Genomic DNA, 19,316 nt, shown 5'->3' on the forward strand with positions numbered 1-19,316 from the left:
GTGCTACTTCTGTTCGGTATCGCACCAACAAGCGCGAAATTAAGCAAAAGCATTTAGGCGTTGTTATGCTCGTGGCGCGCCTGTGACTTTCTTGCGGCCCGGCCTGGAGATACTGACGCCCACTAAGCCTGACAGGCTGTTGCCAGCATATGCCGATTTATCGAGTTCAGTTGTCACTCGAAGCTTCCTTCATCAGCTGGTGACGAATCGATAGCAATTCCTGTTGGCGCTTTGCATCGGTTTCGGGATAGCTCATTTTGAGCGCCTTGAATGTATCCAGAATGATTCTGGAAACAATCAGCCGGGCGTTCTCCTTGTCGTCGGCGGGCACTATATACCAGGGTGCATTTTTGGTACTCGTTGCGCTCAGGCACGCCTCATAGGCCTGCATGTACTGTTTCCAGAATTTCCGCTCCTCAATGTCGGCAAGACAGAATTTCCAGTTTTTTTCGGGCTCGTCGATACGATCGAGAAAACGTTTGCGTTGTTCTTCCTCCGAAAGGTGAAGGAAGAACTTGATGATCCGTGTGCCGTTACGACAAAGATGCTTCTCCTGGTCCACGATGGAACGATATCGCTCCCGCCAGATGGTTTTCTCGTCGAGCAGCCCATCCGGAAGCCCCTGACCGCGGAGAATCTCCGGATGCACACGAACGATCAACACCTCCTCGTAATAGGATCGGTTGAAAATTCCGATCCGGCCGCGTTCCGGCAGGGACTGCGTGGTGCGCCAAAGAAAATCGTGTTCCAGTTCAGTCGCACTCGGATGTTTGAAACTGAACACCTGGCAACCCTGGGGATTGATGCCGGACATCACGTGCTTGATGGCGCCATCCTTCCCAGCCGCGTCCATGGCCTGAAAAATCAGCAGCACTGCATAGCGGTTGGATGCATAGTGCAATTGTTGCAGCTCACTTAGCTCCGCCACCTGTTTTTTGAGTAGTTTTTTGTATTTCTTCTTCGATTTGTAAGCAGGTTTCACCAGCGTCGGCCACTTCTTGAGGCTGACTTTTTTGCCTTCCTTCACCCGGAAGTCCTTGGACTTTATTTCCATCATCATCCTTTCGTCTGTTGTCTGGAATCGCTCTTCAGTCGGTATCCCCTACGCTGCGAACCACCTTGCCGATGCTGAGACCCTGGACCAGGATCGAGAACACTACGACCGCGTATGTCAGTGCCAGCACCACATCGCGCTGCGGCCCACTGGGCAAGGAAAGCGCCAGTGCGACCGAAATGCCGCCGCGCAATCCGCCCCAGGTGAGTACTTGCAACGCGCCCCGCGGCAACCTGAACACCCGGCCCAACAGAATGATGGGCGTGCCGACCGACAACAACCGCGCCGTCAGGGTGATGGCAATAACGGCCAGCGCCGCCAGCGCCAGGCTTGTCGAGAATTCGATCAGGATTACTTCGAGGCCGATCAGCACGAACAACACCGCGTTGAGTATCGAATCCAGCAGTTCCCAGAACATGTCCAGATGCTCGCGTGTCTTATGCGACATCGCCTGCGCACGACCGTGATTGCCGATGATCAGACCGGCCACCACCATCGCCAGCGGGCCAGATACATGCAGTCGATCCGCCAGAGCATATCCGCCAAGCACGGCGGCCAGCGTGATCAATACCTCTTCCTGGTAGCTGTCGATGCTCTTCAGCATGCGGTAGGTCACATATCCGAGTACCAAGCCGAACGCGATGCCGCCGCCGCCTTCTTCCAGCAGCAGCATGGCGCCATGCGCCGCAGTCGGGGCTTCGCCGCTGGCCAGCATCGCCAGCAGTAGCGAAAACAGCACCACACCGACTCCGTCATTAAACAGCGACTCGCCAGAGATGACGATTTCCAGGCTCTTGGGCGCGCCGACCGATTTCAGTATGCCCATGACAGCAATCGGATCGGTGGGCGAAATCAATGCACCAAAAATCAGGCAGTACGTTAGCGGCAGTGCGATACCGGTGTACGGCAGGATCACCCACAGACCGAACCCGACCAGCAGCGTCGAAGTCAGTGTGCCGAAAATCGCCAGTATGCCGACCTGCCATCTGTACGACTTCAACTCGCTTAAATCGACATGCAGCGCGCCGGCAAACAGCAGGAGCGACAGCATCCCCTGCATCAGCAATTCCGAAAAATCGACCGATGAAAGCAACGACACTTCATATTCGCGTAAGGCACCAAAGCCGAGCTTGTCCAACCCGAACAGCGCAAACGAAAGCAGCAAGGCAATACCCATGACGCCGATCGTGGTTGGCAGGCCGATAAACCGGTGGTTCAGATAGGACAGCAGTGCGGTCAATACAAGGCATGAAACGGCGACGTCGAACATGGATGATTTTTCCCTCCGGTTTATCTATTTGTTCTGCACTACAGTCATGCTCATGTAAATAAATAAGCCATGTCGTTCGCGACCGAGTCCGCTACGCCTCTTCCAACCACTTCCGCGCCTCGGTAGCAACTCCATCTCGATCAAGCGCAACGTCATGAGCGTCTCACCCTTCCCATTTCCAATCGCGGATCTCCGGCATGTCTTCCCCGTGTTTTTCGATGTAGGCCTTGTGATCGAGCAGCTTGTCACGCAGGAACTGTTTGGCGTAGGCGGCGCGTGAACCCAGGCTAGCCACACGGTCTATGACGTCGCCGACCAGGTGGAAGCGGTCGAGATCGTTCAATACGACCATATCAAAGGGGGTGGTGGTCGTGCCGTTTTCCTTGTACCCGCGCACGTGCAATTGCGGGTGGTTGGTGCGGCGGTAGGCCAGTCGGTGTATCAGCCAGGGGTAGCCGTGGAAGGCAAATATGATGGGCTTGTCCTTGGTGAACAGGATGTCGAAATCCTTGTCTGTCAGACCATGAGGGTGCTCGCTTCGCGGCTGCAGCGTCATCAGGTCCACCACGTTAATGACACGGATCTTCAGTTCCGGAAAGTGCTGCCGTAAAATCTTGACCGCAGCCAGCGTCTCCAGCGTCGGCACTTCCCCGCAGCAGGCCATCACTACGTCGGGATCGCCGCCCTTGTCATTGCTGGCCCATTCCCAGATGCCGATCCCGGCCGTACAGTGCTTGATGGCCGCTGCCATGTCCAGCCATTGCGCTTCCGGCTGTTTGCCAGCAACAATCACATTGACGTAATTGCGGCTGCGCAAGCAATGGTCTGTCACCGACAGCAGGGTGTTGGCATCGGGCGGCAGATAGACGCGGATGATGTCCGCCTTCTTGTTCACCACGTGGTCGATGAAACCGGGATCCTGATGACTGAGTCCGTTGTGGTCCTGCCGCCAGACGTGCGATGAAAGCAGGTAGTTCAACGAGGCAATAGGGCGCCGCCATGGAATTTTTCTCGACACCTTGAGCCACTTGGCGTGCTGATTGAACATCGAATCCACGATGTGAATAAACGCCTCGTAGCAGGAGAAAAAACCGTGCCGGCCAGTCAGCAGGTAGCCTTCCAGCCAACCCTCGCACTGGTGCTCGCTCAACATCTCCATCACCCGGCCATCCGGTGCGACGTGTTCGTCGCCAGGAAGGATATCCGCCGTCGAGCAGCGGTTCGTCACTTCGAACACGGCCCCCCAGCGGTTCGACGCGGTTTCGTCCGGGCTGAAAATGCGGAAGTTGCGTGCATCGGCGTTGAGTTTGAGCACGTCGCGAATGAACTGACCCTGGATGCGCGTTGCCTCGGCCTTTACGCCGCCGGGCTCAGGCACCTCGACCGCATAGTCGCGGAAGTCCGGCATGCGCAATTCGCGCAGCAGCATTCCACCATTGGCATGCGGGTTCGCCCCCATGCGCCGCTCGCCTTTCGGCGCCAGCTCGGCCAGTTCCGATTTCAGCCTGCCGTTGTCGTCGAATAACTCTTCGGGCCGGTAACTCTTCATCCACTGTTCGAGTATCTTCAGGTGTTTCGGCTCGGTGGCAAAATCTGTAACCGGCACCTGGTGTGCGCGAAAGGTCCCTTCGACCGGTTTGCCGTCGACTGTCTCAGGCCCTGTCCAGCCCTTCGGCGAGCGCAGGATGATCATCGGCCAGCGCGGGCGCTCGCTGAACCCTTTGGCGCGCGCGTCGCGCTGGATGCGCTTGATCTCGGTGACCACCGCATCCAGAGTGGCGGCCATCAGCTGGTGCATCTCATCGGGGTCGTCGCCCTCGACGAAATACGGCGTGTAACCGTAGCCGCGAAAAAGCGCTTCCAGTTCGTCGTGAGAAATACGCGCCAGCACGGTGGGGCCGGCGATCTTGTAGCCATTCAAATGCAGAATCGGCAGCACGGCACCGTCGTGAACCGGGTTGAGGAATTTGTTCGAGTGCCAACTGGTGGCCATCGGGCCGGTTTCCGCCTCGCCATCGCCCACCACGCAGGCCACCATCAAGTCGGGATTGTCGAACGCGGCGCCATAGGCGTGTGACAGGGCATAGCCGAGTTCGCCGCCTTCGTTAATCGAGCCCGGAGTTTCCGGCGCGACGTGACTGGGGATGCCGCCAGGAAAAGAAAACTGGGTGAACAGCTTCTTCATGCCCTGTTCGTCCTGGGAAATGTTCGGATACACCTCGCTGTAAGTCCCCTCCAGATAAGTGTTGGCCACCAGGCCCGGCCCGCCGTGTCCGGGGCCGGTGACATCGATCACGCTCAGGTCGTATTGCTTGATGATCCGGTTGAGGTGGACATAAACAAAATTCAGGCCCGGCGTGGTGCCCCAGTGTCCCAGCAGCCTCGGCTTTACATGTTCCAGGGCCAACGGCTTTTTGAGCAGCGGATTGTCGTACAGATAGATCTGGCCAACCGACAGATAGTTGGCGGCCCGCCAGTAGGCATTCATCTTGCGCAGAAGATCAGGTGGCAAAGGATTGCTCTTGAGCTTGGTTTTTTTCATCTTTATGGCCATGTTCCTTCCTTTTTAATCGGCAGACCCAAAACGTGGCAGACCGATTTCGCGATCATCACTTCCTCATCCGTGTGCATGACTCGAACCGTAACCCTGCTGGTTTCAGAGGAGATCACGGCCGCATTCGCCACGTTGAGCTCTTCATCGATTTCGACACCCAGAAATTTCAGCCCGGCGCAGATCCGGGTGCGTACAATGGACGCGCTTTCCCCGATGCCGCCTGCGAACACCAGCGTATCCAGCCCGCTCAGCGCCGCAGCGTATGAACCGATCCACTTTTTTACCTGGTAACAAAACAGGGCTACCGCCTCTGTAGCGCGCTCGTCGGTTGCCTCTAATGCAATCAGATCGCGCATGTCGGAACTGGTCTCGGAGATGCCGAGCAGTCCGGATTCATGATTGATGAGCCTTTTGAACTGCTGGGGGGTCAGGTTCTCGCTCTGCATCAAGTACCATGCCACGCCGGGATCCAGGTCGCCTGTCCGGGTACCCATAATCAAACCGCCAGTCGGAGTAAACCCCATGCTGGTATCGATGCTCTGACCGTCGCGAACGGCCGCCAGGCTCGCCCCGTTACCCAGGTGCGCCAGGATCACACGGCCTTGGGCTGCTTGCGTGCCGGCAACATGCGCGAGCTGTTGCATAAGATAAGCATAGGACAATCCATGGAATCCGTAGCGCTGGATCCCCATTGCATCGAAACGACGCGGGATAGGCAAAAGCCGGGCCACGCGCGGCAAGGTGTGGTGAAACGCCGTATCAAAGCAGGCAACCTGAGGCAGCTGTGGGTAACGCCGGCGAAATGCCTCGATCAGTTCGATCTCGCGCGGAAGATGCTCCGGGTCATACGGACTGATCCGGTGCAATTCATCCAGCAATGCCTGAGAAACACGCTCGGGCTGGATGTGTTTCATGCCATGGACCACGCGGTGCCCAACTGCCATGACGTGCGTAAAACCAACCTGCTGTTCGAGCCAGTCGATTAAAAAGTTCGCCGCCGAACCATGATCGGCAACTTCTATGGCCAGATTGCCTTGCTGTCCTCGGGACGTATCGCTGAAAGTCAGATTCGTCCCGGGTAAACCGATGCGGTCGATTTTTCCTGTCAACCCTCGTGGTAGCGGCTCGCTGGTCTGATATAGCGCGAACTTGATGCTAGACGAACCGCCGTTGATCGTTAGCACGTTTTCCTTAGCCAGCCTCACGCTCTATCCCTTTGTTATTTTGCATGTTTCAATTCGTCCGCAGCCAGTTATTCGTAGCGCAATGCGCTATACGTGTGATGAAATCACCGCTGCCACAGGATATGCGCATCTTCCAGGGGAACCGCCACATCATCGCGGTACGGGATGAGTCGCGCCGTATAGTCCGAAGCCGGCCGGGAGGCAGAAACCCCTGCGCGATAGGCGTAGCCGTTTATTGCGCCCACCAGTTGCCGCACGCGCTTCATCTCCACTCGCTCCGGCGCAGCACCATTAGCGCCATTGGCATAAAGCTCGACCCGAACAGCATCCGGGTCCAGGTCATCGAGATACATTTGAATCTCGAATACATGCTGCTCGCCATCGGTTTCAAGCTTCACTTCACCGAAGCGCAGTGCGGTCCATTTTTGGTCCAGCGCGTGCTGCCAATTGACCATATCCACGCCAATGGCGCCCTTATCGGCAGCCCGTGCAAGGTAGGCTGAGGCCGCAGGAATATAATGCTGATCGGTGTATTCGCACACCGAGTGGTTGGCACAGAAACGCGGCGTCAATCGCGCCATGCTTTCTCGCATCCGGTTCACCCAGGCGCTGGGAATGCCTTGTTCGTCACGAGCATAGAATTCAGGGATCACCTCGTTCTCGAGCAGGTCATAGAGGGCTTCGGCTTCAATAGCGTCCCAGGCGGGATCATGATCATGTTCCTGACCATCCCCCAGCGCCCATCCCACCTCCGGTGAGTAGGCCTCGGCCCACCAGCCGTCCAGTTCCGAAAGATTGAGGCCGCCATTGACCAGTACCTTCATGCCGCTGGTACCACACGCCTCCCAAGGCCGCCGGGGCGTGTTGATCCAGACATCGACCCCCTGCACAAGGGACTCGCTCAAGAGCATGTTGTAGTCGCTGAGGAAGATTACATGGCGGCGAACCTCGGGCCGCCGGATAAATTGTGTCCACTGCCGAATCAAAGCCTGCCCGGCCAAGTCGGAGGGATGAGCCTTGCCCGCCATGATGAGCTGTACCGGGCGTTGCGGATTAGCCAGCAGGCGCAGCAACCGCTCCGGATCGTGCAGCAGCAGATTAGGGCGTTTGTAGGCGGCGAAGCGCCGCGCAAAGCCCAGGGTCAACACATTGGGATCGAAAAGATGGCCCGCCTCCGCCACTGCTTCGGCCGACGCGCCGGAGGAGGCCAACTGTCTGGACAAGCGCTCGCGCACGTAGGTCACAAAAGACTGGCTGGCGGCGATGCGAAATTGCCAGAGTCGGGTGTCGGAAACGCGGCGCATGTCCTGCTCCAGGGTTTCCAACGTCCCCAGCCAGCGGTCCTTGCCACAGGCCTCCGTCCAAAGATTATCTGCTTCTTCCGAATCCCAGGTCGGCATATGGACGCCGTTGGTGACGTGGCCGATGGGCACCTCCTCCGCCGGCCAGTGCGGAAAAAGAGGGGCGAACAGGTGGCGGCTCACCTGCCCATGTAAGCGGCTTACGCCATTCACCGCGCCACTCCCGCGGATTGCCAGATAGGCCATGTTGAAGCTCTCCGACGGGTCATCCGGGTTCTGTCGGCCAAGTGCCATCAGGTCGTGGAGCGTGATACCCAATTTTCTGGCATAACCACTGAGGTATTGTTCGATCAGGGCCGGGGCAAAACGATCAAATCCGGCGTCTACTGCCGTGTGCGTGGTGAACAGGTTGCCCGCTCTGGTTACGGCCAGCGCAACCTCAAAAGACTGACCGGTTTCCTCCATGAAATTCCGGGCGCGTTCCAGTACGGCAAAGGCCGCATGACCTTCGTTGAGGTGACAGACTTCCGGATCAAGATCGAGCGCACGGAGCAATCGCCATCCGCCGATGCCGAGTACCATCTCTTGTTGCAGCCGCAGCTCCGGTCCGCCCCCGTACAACTCGCTGGTGATCCCGCGATGTGCCGGGTAATTTGCGGCGTCATTGCTGTCCAGCAGGTACAGCTTGACGCGACCGACCTGCACCTGCCAGGCGCGCAGCCATACCGAGTAACCGGGTAACGCAACCTCTAAACGCAACCACTCTCCATCCGGCTTGCGCAGTGGGGTGATCGGCAATTGCCCTGGATCGTTGTACGGATAAAGGGCCTGTTGCGCACCGTCCTGATCGATGACCTGGCGGAAATAGCCCTGCTGGTAGAGCAGCCCCACGCCGACCACCGGAATGCCCAGATCGCTGGCGGCCTTGAGCTGGTCGCCGGCCACATTGCCCAGCCCTCCCGAATAGATCGGGAGGGCTTCGCTCAACATGAATTCCATGCTGAAATAGGCTACGCAGGTCAGGGGCGCATCGGGATAATGTTGCTGAAACCACGCTTGTGCCTCCGCCGCCTGCTTCTTGGACTGCACCATGGCATCGATCTTGTTGCGGAAGGCCGGATCGGCGAGTACGTTCTGGATCTTCTCCCGTGAGACCGTCTGCAGGACATCGCACGGGTGATGCGTCAGCTCCCACAGCACCGGGTCCAGCTGCCGCCACACCTCGTCGGTGACATGGCTCCACGACCAGCGCATATCCAGGGCCAGTTCGACCAGGGAATCGAATCCCTCGACGTCCGCAGGGAGAAGGCCGTCTATCGGGTGACTGCCCCGTGTTTGTTCGCTCATGTCGACTCCTTTGTATTCGTTACGGACGCAATCCCTGGCTTCGGTATGGGTGCTGTCAGCGCAGAACCGCCGCTGGTCTGCGCTTCCTCCAGGAGGTGGCGCAAATAATCCTCTCCCGGTAACCTTCAAACCGCCGATGGGTTGGTCGTTGTCCAGCGCTTTCGATCGCTGAGAAAATTGTCCATTGCGCACAGGATGTTGTATGTACGCTAGCGTACATACAGCGAAAATATGGGCATTGCTAGCTAACTATAGACCAACAAACCAAAGCAACCGCCTGGTGGTTGGATGCATTGTGTCCACATCTTCGCAGTGCTGGTAGCACTTCTTCGAAGCGGGGCGCACAATCCGGATACCCTTATTAGTCGGGTCAATTCGAATATTCATCCTGAAAATGGCAGTTGATCACATTGAGTAACCATGACCTCACTCCACTACCTGAATACCGGCCAACGCACTTGCCATGCCGACGATGGACACGAGATTCCGTGCAAAGGTTCCGGCCAGGATGCGTCGTTTGCAGTCGGCACGCTTTGGCCGGAACCGCGATTTGACCTGCGCGAGGACGAGGTCATGGATAGTCTGACCGGCCTGATCTGGTGTCGTAATGCCAATCTCGCGGAATTTCCACTTGCCTGGCAGGAAGCACTGGATTTCGTCGCGATCATGAACCGTGAAGGGCGTTTCGGCCAGCATGATTGGCGCATGCCAAATCGCCGCGAATTGCGCAGTTTGCTCAGTCTGCAAACCAAGTTACCTGCCCTGCCTGAGCATCACCCGTTCGTTAATGTGTTCAACGGTTGGTACTGGACCGCGACGACGGCGGCCATCAGTCCGGCGCACGCCTGGTACGTGGCGCTCAATGGCGCGCGCATGTTTTACGGCGGCAAAGATCAATCCTTCATGCTCTGGCCGGTGCGCGGCGAAGGTCTGGGCGTTGTCCCGCGCACGGGCCAATGTCTGTGCTACGACACCGCCGGCAAAATTATTGCGTGCACCGGCTCCGGTCAGGACGGTGAATTTCGTTACGGCGCCCCTTGGCCTGAACCACGCTTCGAAATTCTTCACGCCGGCGTACTGGACCGTCTCACCCGCCTGCTCTGGCGCCGCAGCGCGAACCTCACGCCGCAACCGGTGGTCTGGCGCGAGGCATTGGCAGCGGTGGTCGAACTTAATCAGAAAGACGCTGGAAGTACCTGGCGGCTGCCCACGATCAACGAACTGGAAGCGCTGGTGGATTGCGCCGCCCACAGTCCGGCTTTGCCGTCAGGGCATCCTTTCTTTGACATACAGGACATCTACTGGTCGTCTACCACCAGCCTGTTCGAGCCCGATTGGGCTTGGGCTCTGTACCTGGAAAAAGGCGCGATGGGCGTCGGACAAAAGCAGTTCGCACAATTTTCAGTATGGGCCGTGGCAACGGTCGATGCGAAAAAATAGAACCGATTATAAATCAAGGTTCTGGCGTTCCGGTGTCTATAGTTCCACGGCTCAACTCGGCTCTTGCTTCTGCTGCCAGGGTCTCATATTTGGTTCGGAAGGCATCGAGGCTCTCCTCCTCCAGTTCTTCTAGATCGAGAAGCGCGTTATGAGCGCCTTTCGTTGCTCGTATGAGTTCATCGAGCTTCACCTGGATTGCTTCGGTGTCTCGGTTCTGGGTGTTCTGAATCAGAAACACCATCAAGAAGGTGATGATCGTAGTGCCAGTGTTTATGACCAACTGCCACGTGTCGCTGAAGTGAAACAGAGGCCCTGTGACGATCCAGGCGACGATGACCCCGACCGCCAATGTGAATACTCTGGGACGACCGCAGAAGTGTGCTGTCCTCTTCGCGAACTGTGAGTACCAACTAGCGCTATGCATAGTGTTTTTTAGGGAACCGCTATAGTTAATCAAGAAACCCACGCACCCGCTTTTCTGGAGCTACTCAATGGTAGCCATCACGGTCGCCACGTTCTCCACCGCGATCACGTTCATGGTCATCGTGATCTTTTCTGTAATCACCATGTTCACGAGAATCTCGGTCTCTACGATAGCCATCCTCTTGGGGTCCGTAAGGAGCAACATAGCAGCCACTCAAACCAGTCACCATCAAACTTAAGATCAGCAATATGTTTTTCATGATCTACTTTCATCAGGATTAAAATCGGCAGCCAGACAGGTTTAAGAATAAGCATAAAATCCGACGCGGTCTGTGCGGTAGCCCGCATAGTTATTTGGGTGCATCCCGTTTCGTCGAGTCATGGCCAGGCTGTTGTCGTGGGATGAATCGAGACGGCTTTTCAGAATTTAGGAATGTGCAGTGTCCGGCTGATCATCAACGAGCCGGAAACCGCGAACATCAGCACGAGAGGGTGGAGCTGCCATGGACCAATGTGTATCATCCCGAACCAGAGCTGGTTGCCAATCGCACCGTACCCGGCAGCGATGGCGATGACGATGACGAGCAACAGTGAGCTGGGGATCGGCGTACCCTCGAAATACTTTACCTTGTCGCTGCCTTGCGCCAGGGTTTCGGCGGTGACGTTGTAACGGGCAAGGCGGCTCACGCCGCACGCAACGAAGTAGATCAGAATCACCCGATCCCAGAGGCCATCCATGCCGACTCCATAGGCGATGGCCGCCGGCGCAACGCCGAAGGAGATCACATCGGCCAGGGAATCCAACTCTCGCCCCAGCAACGAGCTTTGCTGACGCCAACGCGCAATGCGGCCATCGAAAACATCGAACATCAACGCCAGCGGAATCAGGGCACAGGCAAAAAACAGGTGCATCACGCCCTGGCTCTGTAAATAGCTCATTATGGCGAACAGCGCACCGACGCCACAGGCTGCATTCCCTAACGTAAACCAGTCCGCGAGATGGAAGCTGCGGATCATCGAGAGATGTTTCGCTTGTTTCATGGTGCGGGATCCTTCATTAAACTCATCGGAACAGCCTGCCTGGCTTCAGCTTGAGGCAACTCCGCGCGCCAATTTATTTCCACATGACGTTAGATTCTTCCTTGGCTGCGGCAGCAAGAAGATCAATGAGAGGCAGCGCTCGATTTCTCATACTCACCACGGGCTCATCGTCGTCCTTGTCCTCAACTGGCGGCGAGGCTTTTTCTGCATCGATAGCGGCTGTCAACTGGCTCAAGGCCGCAGGAACATCTGCCGCCAGAATCGCGCCTGGCACGGTGGCGCTGTGCCCCATCATTTTCAGCATGGCAAGTGCGATATCACCAAACAGGGTGATGTCGGCATGGGCATCGGTCGTAAATGTCACTAACATTTAGTTCTCCTCGAATAAATGATTCAGTATCTACTTGGGCCACTGCGCACAGCCCATAAACAAACGCTCACAGGCTTTCAATCACCTTCGATGCGACTGTCATGGCTTGCCTCCACCCGGGCGGGCTTGCGCAAGTGCGGCGCTTTTTGACGTAATACAGTCCATCAGATCATTCCAGGATTTTGCGAAAGATTGCGCGCCTTCGCGCTGGAGTATGGCTGCGAGCGCCGCATTGTCCACGCCTGCCCGTGCAAACTCGGCGAGCAGTGCTTCGGCATCGCCGCCATCTGGCGGCAAGGCGCCCTTTACTTCACCGTGCTCGACAAAGGCGAGCAGCGTCTTCTCGGGGATGGTGTTGATGGTATCCGGCGCTGCGAGTGCCCCAAGATAAAGCGTGTCCGGGGCAGCCGGATCCTTGCTGCCGGTGCTGGCCCACAGCAGGCGTTGCGGCAGGGCGCCTGCGCCGGCCAATTTTTGCCAGCGCGGTGCGGCCAGAAGATCGCGATAGGCTTTGTAGGTGCGCATGCCGATAGCAATGCCGAGGCGGTTGCGCAGTGCGTCTGGAACCTTGTCCTTGATGGCGACGTCCCAGCGGCTGACGAAAACCGATGCCACTGAAGCAACCTCGGCATCGAGGCCGGCAGCGATGCGCCGTTCGATGCCGCGCATATACGCCTCGGCAGCGGCGATGTAGTGTTCGCGGGAGAACAGCAAAGTCACATTCACCGGCACGCCTGCGAAAATGGTTTCCTCGATTGCAGCAATGCCTGCATCGGTGCCGGGTATCTTGATGAAAAGATTCGGTCGTTGCGCCTGCGCATGAAGTTGTACTGCCGCCTGAATGGTGCCTTCCGTGTCGTCCGCCAGCAAGGGCGACACCTCCAGCGATACCCAGCCGTCCACGCCGCCGGTCGCATTGTGGACGGGGCGAAATAGATCGGCAGCCTGGGTCAGGTCCTCCAGCGCCAGTTCAAAAAAGAGTGCTTCGCCTGACTTGCCGGCCAGCGCTTTTTGGCGGATGGCTGCGTCGTAGAAGTCGGTATTCCTGATGGCCTGATCGAAGATCGTGGGATTCGATGTCAGCCCGGTTATGGAAAGGTCTCTGATATAGCGCTCAAGTGTGCCGCTCGTCAGCAGTCCGCGCGTGATATTGTCGAGCCACAGGCTCTGACCGAGATCGTGCAGTTGTTGTGTCGATTTCATTTTTTCTCCTTTACTAGTGTTGGGTTGTGCCAGCTTCCATCTGCTGCAATCAGCGCGTCAGCTTGTTTTGGTCCCCAACTGCCGGGCTTGTAGGGGTAAGCCCGCGGGTGCGTGACAAGAACTGGATCAACCACCGCCCAGGCAGCCTCAATCGCGTCCTCGCGGGTGAAAAGTGCGCCGTTACCGGCCATGGCGTCACCCAGCAGTCTTTCGTAAGGTGTTTCTTTGCCCATATGTTCATTCAGCAGGTAGAGCTCGTGCTGTTCGCCGACGAACTCCTTGCCGGCGCGCTTGACGCGCGCAGCCAGGGCGACGGCGGAGTTGGGGGAGAGCCGGAAGCGCAGATAATTGGCCCGCCCGTCCGTCGGTGCCGAATCGTCGAACAGTCTTTGCGGCGGTGGTTTTAACTCCACCAGAACTTCGGCCGCTGTGGTTGCCAGACATTTCCCGGAACGTAGATACCACGGCACGCCTTCCCAGCGCCAAGAGTCGATAAACAGCCGCAGGGCACAGAACGTCTCGACGTCCGAGTCTTTCGCCACACCCGGCTCTTTCCGGTAGCCGGTGTACTGGCCGCGCACCACGTCGTCCGGCTTTAGCGGGCGCATGGCCTGGAACACTTTGGCTTTCTCGCAGTGGACAGCGGCATAGTCCTGATAAGCAGGGGGTTCCATGGCTAGCAGCGCGACAATCTGGAATAAATGGTTCTGGATGACGTCGCGCAGGCAACCCGCGCTTTCGTAAAATGCGCCGCGACCCTTCACGCCGAAATCCTCGGCCAGCGTGATCTGCACACTGGCCACGCTGTTGCGGTTCCAGATCGGTTCAAGGAACGAATTGGCAAAACGGAAATAGAGGATATTCATGATCGCCTCCTTCCCGAGATAGTGGTCGATGCGGAAGATCGAATCATCCGGAAACACCGACAGCGCGATGCGGTTGAGTTCTCGCGCCGAAGCCAGGTCGCGGCCGAACGGTTTTTCGACGATGACGCGCGCCCGATCGGCCAAGCCCGCAGCATTGAGCCCTTTGATAACCGTCGCGAACAACGCGGGAGGAATGGCAAGGTAGTGCGCCGGGCGCCGGCCATCGCCCAGCGCCAGTTTGAGTGCTTTGAACGTGCCCGGGTCGTTATAATCTCCGCCTACATACTGGAGCAGGGAAAGAAGGTGGTCGAGGGCGCTCCGGTCAGCGACCCTGCCCGCTTGCCTGATGCTGTCCGTCGCCTGTTTGCGCAGTTGCGCCAGGCTCCACTGCGAGGCTGCGACGCCAATCACCGGCACGTTGAGAGCACCGCGCCTAGCCATCGCATAGAGCGCCGGAAAGATCATCTTGTAGGCGAGGTCGCCGGTTACGCCGAAAATCACCAGCGCATCGGCTGGCATCGGGCGGCTATGGTTATTGCCCATCTCAGTGTCCCCCTTTCTTGTTTTTATACCGGCCAAGCTGTTTTTTGCCAGTAAATCCCGAATCGTTAGCGTCGAAAGTGGACGCTGCCTTTAATTTATAGACCGTTATTAATATTTACGCCTGCTGATTTGGAACAGCGCTGCCGAATAGCGATAGGGCCGAAGTCTTGGCGGGTGCGGCAGCTGACGTAAATACGGTTGGTATTAAAGTCGACCAACTGAGCGCGGCCTTCAAGAATGATGGTGCCAAGGTAATGGCATCGGGACCTGACTCTGACAGGGTTACTGTGTATTCAATTCATCAACCGAAGTGAACGGATGTTAGCAAGCCTCTCATCTGTCACCTGGTAGTGGGTTGTGTTGAAACAGGCGGATAATCCAGCCATTCCAGCGCACGCCGGAATGGAGAAGGTTGATATCCATTCTCCAAGTTGACTGCCGACTAGCGATCACGACCTTTGCCGTTGCCTTGGTGGTCGTTCTTTTGCTTTCCACGATGATCATCCCCGCGCTCGTCGCGGCGGTCATCCCTGCGATCACGATGTTGTTCCTGATAACGCGGAACATACTCGCGGTTGTACCAGCCATCTTTCACAAAGTAGACCCGCTCGCCGCAGGCATTATATTTGTGGCAGTTCTTGCTCCAGTGTTTGGCGTGGCCCGGAGGTACGCGCAGGTAGATCGGCGGGCGGTCCATCGGTACCCGTTCGATGACCATCGGCTGACGATAGATGACTTGTGGCTGCGGATAGTCGCCGATGTCGAGTCGGCCATAGAAGCCGGGTTGGCCGATGCTGACCGAGACGCCAACATCGGCAGCGAGTGCCGGGGTGGTGAGGGTGGCAACGGCTACTGCCGCTGCGATCAAAAAAAGTTTCATGTTGGATCACCTGTTGTTAGTGGTTTTTGATTAATTCAGGAAGGCATAAGCCGATGACTTTTCTAATTGTCACGCTATGCAAGTTCAAAGACATCGGCTCAGCTGGTATTACTCGTTGCGATCCCGGCCCCTCTCACGCTCCTGTCCTTGTCCCCGTTTGGGCTCGCGCGTGGCGTCCTTGCCTTGCTGCCTTTCTTCCCGGCCCTGTGATCTTGGCATCTGCTGCTCGCGCTGATCTGCGCCTGGCTGTGATGACTGCCTGCGGTCTTGAACTTCCTGACGGCCCTGTCGTGGAGAGGCAGGGGCTGATCTCTGAACGTCTTCACCTCCTCTTTGCGGCGACTGCGAACGCGGGGTGGCTCGATCATCCTGCTGGTGTGGCATAGAACGCTGGACATCCTGCTGCCTGGAGCCACCTCTATCCTCAGGTCCTCTCTGTCTTTCCTGCTGAACAGGTACTCGTTGCTCTGCCCGTTCCTGATAGTGTTGCCGCACTATGGGATCACGCGGCTGATAACGGTAGCGCTGCTGTTGAAGCTCCCGCTGCCGCTCCACTTGATGGGGATAGCGATCCCCTGAATACTGCTTCTGGTAGACAGGCAGCGGGGCTGGCGCCGGGGCAGCGCGACGGTTCCATTTGTCCCAACCGCTTCTACGCTGTTCCCAATCATGACCCCAGTGATTACCCCAGCGTGGCGGCGCATCTGGTCGCCACCCACGGAAGTACGGGGGTGGCTGGCGGTAGTAGCGCACCGGGATACGCAGGACGTATACCGGCACTGCTTCTGGACCCACCAGCCCCCAGGGACCGTTGTACCAGGAGCTGGCGTACCAGTTATCATCCTGGTAAACCCAGTAAAGACTGTCGTAAAAGAAGAAGTTCGCATTCAGTCGTGGCGCGTAGTAAACAGGGTAACCTGGCACGCGGACTAGTTGCGGGTATGCCGGCAGGTTGATCCCGATACTTGCGTTGGGGAACCCGATACCGATGCTCACCTGAACCTCAGCAGAAGCCGCTGAGGACAACAGCAGTCCCAGCACAATAAATACGTGGCGAATTTTCAGCATGTTGTGACCTCCTGTTCGATAAGCAAAATCGGTGTCATGGTTGCCAACGGAATACGACACCAGCTCTAAGCTTTTACATACTACCTTTGTTTATCCAGATACTTCCGTGCGGTATCGCACATAAGGCGATCAGATAGTCTTGTTAGGCTTTCGGAAAGTTATGGAAGCGCTGATTAACCCCCTCTCCCCCTGCGGGAGAGGGCTGGGGAGAGGGGTAATGCATTGATTTATCACCCTCTCCCCAGCCCTCCCCCGTCAAGGGGGAGGGGGCGTTGGACTTGTTCAGCGTTACCCTATATTTCCAAGGGACGCATACAGCCGTGCCAGCTCCAATGGGTGCTGGCACGGCTGTGCGTAAATGACTGTGATGTTATTTGTTGATCTCGTGGCCAATGATACCGCCGACCGCCGCGCCGCCCACCGTGCCGACAGTGCTGCCGCCGGTCAGGACCGAGCCGCCAATAGCGCCGACACCAGCGCCGATTGCGGTATTTTTATCTTGTTGCGACATTCCGGCACAACCCGCCAGACCGAAAACCAAGATTGCTGCTACTGCATTAACAGCTGATTTTTGTATCGTGCTCATTTTGAATACCTCCATTTTGAAAATCCAGGACCAGGTTAATTCTTGCCTGGCGGCTTATTCGCCGTAGTGCTTCTTTGCTTCGTTGTTCAGGGATGGCGACGATTACGACCTCTGCCTTGCCTGCATTTATTGTGCATCTTAAGGAGACAAGATAGCCCTATTTGAAAGGCGGGTCTGTGCGCTGTCGCACATACCGCTGTCCACGTCTGTGAGACAAGGCGTAAGCCAATATCGGCTTACATCCTGAAGGTCGGTTTGCGGGCAAGGCAGCCAGGGCAATTAAATTGCCCTGGCTGCAATTCGGCTGTCGATATGCATCCGATCTGAATCCGTCTCAGGGCCAGCATTTCCTGAAAACAAAGGACCCCATTATCAATACGCAAGCAGGGCAATCGTCTGTAAAATGTGGGCATGGGCGACATCAAAAAAACAGCAAGCCTTCCCAGTCTGGAAGGCATTACCCTCGAAGTCATCGTCACACGGCTATCCGAGAGCATGGGCTGGGAGGCGATGGCTGCCGTTGTGCCTGTGCGTTGCTTTACTCACGATCCCAGCATCAAATCCAGCTTGAAATTTTTACGGAGAACACCGTGGGCCCGCAAAAAGGTAGAGCAATTGTATTTGCAGCAAGCTCAGGGCTCCGTTGAATCTGATTTTTCATACCGGGACAGGCATTGAGTCGTTTTGGAGTGATGCAAAACGACGGCGGGCCAGGATCATCACTGTAATCCTGCCGCCCTGCAGAATCTTTTGAAAACTTCTTGTATGCCAAGGCTTATTTGTTGCGCCGCCAGAAATGACTCATCAGCGGTTTGACACTGATGCCATGCATGAGTATCGACATCGCAACCACGATCAGCGTCAGTTGAATAAACTCCAGCGCCAACGGTTCAGGCAGTCCGTGTTGTATGGCGAACATAAGATAGTAAAGCGAGCCGATGCCGCGCACCCCGAACCAGCCTGTCAGGCCGCGCATTTTCCACGATGTGCTGGAGCCCAGCAGGGCGATGAGGACACTGAACGGGCGCGCGACCATGAACAGAAATAGCGCCAACCCTACCGCCTGCCAGCTCCACGAGTCGAGAAACAGTGTCCCGCCTAGCAGCAGGATCAGTATTAGCTCCGACAGTCGCTCCAGATGCTCCTTGAACATCAGAGACCCTTGGCTGATGGTTGGCGTTACTTCGGGATCAGGGCTTGTCGAATCTGCCATCCTGATTTCTCGGAGAGACCGCGAGTCAGGGTAATCTTTGGGGTTGTTGGCGAGCTTCAGCTCAGTCTGACGCAGTGCGACAGCGGCGAAAAATACGGCCAGAAATCCCCACGCATTAAGCAGCACACATAAACCGTACACCACGCCTATCAAGCCAAGCCCGAGAAAATCATCCATCAGTTCGTGCTTGTGTAGCTCGCCACGCAGCTTCCATCCCAAATGTGCCAGCGTGACCCCGGCAACCACGCCGATGGCAATTCCGCCCAGCGTGGCCCACAGTACGTCGACCACGACCCATTGCAGGCCAGAATCACCGATCTCATGCAGTCCCAGCAAGCCCATTCCCAGCATCACAAATGGAAAGGCAGTACCGTCATTCATGCCCGCTTCGCAGGTTAATGTGAAGCGCAGATGGTCGCGGTCACCGGGATGGCGGATCTGGACGTCAGTTGCCAGCACAGGATCGGTCGGGGCAACGATGGCGCCCAATAACACTCCCGCACCCAGCGGCAGGCCAAGTACATAGTAGGCGAAAGCCGCGACCATCCCGACAGTAACAGTCATCGATACCGTTGCCAGCAAAACTGGCGTGCGCCAACGTGCAAAACTGAACGGCACAGGCATTTTGATGCCAGCCGAAAACAACGAAATCAGTACAGCCACTTCGGTCAATACTTCCAGCAGCGCTGATTCCTTGAGCGGATTGAAATGAAACCAATTGAGGACCGTCGGCCCTACCAGCAGTCCAACCGCCAGATAGATAATGGCTGATGTTGCAGGCAGGCGCTTGAGGAGGGAGGGGGTAAGGCCCATGACAAGCAACAGGCCGCCTACGAGCATGAACCATTGTGGGTTGGTCATCTATTTCAATCTCTTTGGTAAAAACCAACGGCTTTAGTCGACAGCATCCCCGCTACGCCTATCCATCTACTCCGTTGGCAGGTTGTGTTTATATGTCGGCTAGCCACCGTGT

Annotated in this window: 16 protein-coding genes; 2 read left to right on the top strand and 14 right to left on the bottom strand. The window is 56.9% G+C overall.

All coding sequences use genetic code 11. The features are described from left to right. Window positions 1-166: 166 nt before the first annotated feature. From SCD_RS03495 to glgP, 5 genes are all read right to left on the bottom strand, one after another. A complete protein-coding gene (locus SCD_RS03495) occupies window positions 167-1,060 on the bottom strand; it encodes an ADP-polyphosphate phosphotransferase (RefSeq protein WP_232504429.1) in 894 nt (297 codons plus the stop codon). Between the two features lie 28 nt (window positions 1,061-1,088). After that, window positions 1,089-2,324, bottom strand: coding sequence for a cation:proton antiporter (locus SCD_RS03500; RefSeq protein ID WP_009206506.1), 1,236 nt, complete (start codon window positions 2,322-2,324; stop codon window positions 1,089-1,091). Between the two features lie 163 nt (window positions 2,325-2,487). After that, window positions 2,488-4,878, bottom strand: a complete 2,391-nt coding sequence (locus SCD_RS03505; protein WP_009206505.1) for a phosphoketolase family protein — start codon at window positions 4,876-4,878, stop codon at window positions 2,488-2,490. Next, window positions 4,869-6,083 (bottom strand): acetate/propionate family kinase, encoded by a 1,215-nt coding sequence (locus SCD_RS03510; RefSeq protein WP_009206504.1) that lies wholly within the window; start codon window positions 6,081-6,083, stop codon window positions 4,869-4,871. Before SCD_RS03510 ends, SCD_RS03505 begins: the two co-directional genes overlap by 10 nt. 83 nt (window positions 6,084-6,166) lie before the next feature. Further along, window positions 6,167-8,710, bottom strand: a complete 2,544-nt coding sequence (gene glgP / locus SCD_RS03515) for an alpha-glucan family phosphorylase (protein ID WP_009206503.1) — start codon at window positions 8,708-8,710, stop codon at window positions 6,167-6,169. 420 nt (window positions 8,711-9,130) lie between these two features. Here glgP and SCD_RS03520 point away from each other — a divergent pair, with 420 nt between their 5' ends. Then, window positions 9,131-10,150, top strand: coding sequence for an Lcl C-terminal domain-containing protein (locus SCD_RS03520; protein ID WP_009206502.1), 1,020 nt, complete (start codon window positions 9,131-9,133; stop codon window positions 10,148-10,150). 13 nt (window positions 10,151-10,163) lie between these two features. Here the strand turns inward: SCD_RS03520 and SCD_RS03525 are convergent, their stop codons facing one another. The 8 genes from SCD_RS03525 to SCD_RS03560 all read right to left on the bottom strand — a co-directional run bounded on the left by SCD_RS03525 (window position 10,164) and on the right by SCD_RS03560 (window position 17,130). Then, complete coding sequence (locus tag SCD_RS03525) at window positions 10,164-10,574, bottom strand: low affinity iron permease family protein (RefSeq protein WP_041673307.1); 411 nt, start codon at window positions 10,572-10,574, stop codon at window positions 10,164-10,166. A gap of 419 nt (window positions 10,575-10,993) precedes the next feature. Further along, window positions 10,994-11,614, bottom strand: coding sequence for a CDP-diacylglycerol--serine O-phosphatidyltransferase (pssA, locus tag SCD_RS03530; protein WP_009206499.1), 621 nt, complete (start codon window positions 11,612-11,614; stop codon window positions 10,994-10,996). A 73-nt stretch (window positions 11,615-11,687) separates the two neighbouring features. Then, entirely contained in the window at window positions 11,688-11,984 is a 297-nt protein-coding gene (locus SCD_RS03535) for a DUF1840 domain-containing protein (RefSeq protein WP_009206498.1), read from the bottom strand. Window positions 11,985-12,083: 99 nt separating this feature from the next. Next, the gene (gene tal / locus SCD_RS03540; protein ID WP_009206497.1) at window positions 12,084-13,187 is read right to left on the bottom strand and encodes a transaldolase; all 1,104 of its coding nucleotides are present in this window, start codon (window positions 13,185-13,187) and stop codon (window positions 12,084-12,086) included. Next, on the bottom strand, window positions 13,184-14,596 hold the full coding sequence (gene zwf / locus SCD_RS03545; protein WP_009206496.1) for a glucose-6-phosphate dehydrogenase: 1,413 nt from the start codon (window positions 14,594-14,596) through the stop codon (window positions 13,184-13,186). The genes tal and zwf overlap by 4 nt, the downstream gene beginning before the upstream one ends. A gap of 442 nt (window positions 14,597-15,038) precedes the next feature. Continuing rightward, complete coding sequence (locus SCD_RS03550; RefSeq protein ID WP_009206495.1) at window positions 15,039-15,476, bottom strand: hypothetical protein; 438 nt, start codon at window positions 15,474-15,476, stop codon at window positions 15,039-15,041. A gap of 108 nt (window positions 15,477-15,584) precedes the next feature. Beyond that, window positions 15,585-16,544: a hypothetical protein gene (locus SCD_RS03555; RefSeq protein ID WP_009206494.1), complete on the bottom strand. Its 960-nt coding sequence runs from the start codon at window positions 16,542-16,544 to the stop codon at window positions 15,585-15,587. A gap of 370 nt (window positions 16,545-16,914) precedes the next feature. Continuing rightward, on the bottom strand, window positions 16,915-17,130 hold the full coding sequence (locus tag SCD_RS03560) for a glycine zipper 2TM domain-containing protein (protein ID WP_009207844.1): 216 nt from the start codon (window positions 17,128-17,130) through the stop codon (window positions 16,915-16,917). A 411-nt stretch (window positions 17,131-17,541) separates the two neighbouring features. Here SCD_RS03560 and SCD_RS03565 point away from each other — a divergent pair, with 411 nt between their 5' ends. Further along, on the top strand, window positions 17,542-17,808 hold the full coding sequence (locus SCD_RS03565; RefSeq protein WP_021035768.1) for a VF530 family protein: 267 nt from the start codon (window positions 17,542-17,544) through the stop codon (window positions 17,806-17,808). A gap of 97 nt (window positions 17,809-17,905) precedes the next feature. Here SCD_RS03565 and SCD_RS03570 read toward each other — a convergent pair whose 3' ends face one another. Continuing rightward, on the bottom strand, window positions 17,906-19,204 hold the full coding sequence (locus SCD_RS03570) for a cation:proton antiporter (protein ID WP_009207846.1): 1,299 nt from the start codon (window positions 19,202-19,204) through the stop codon (window positions 17,906-17,908). Window positions 19,205-19,316 lie beyond the last annotated feature (112 nt).

It is taken from the genome of Sulfuricella denitrificans skB26 (assembly GCF_000297055.2).
GTDB lineage: Bacteria > Pseudomonadota > Gammaproteobacteria > Burkholderiales > Sulfuricellaceae > Sulfuricella > Sulfuricella denitrificans.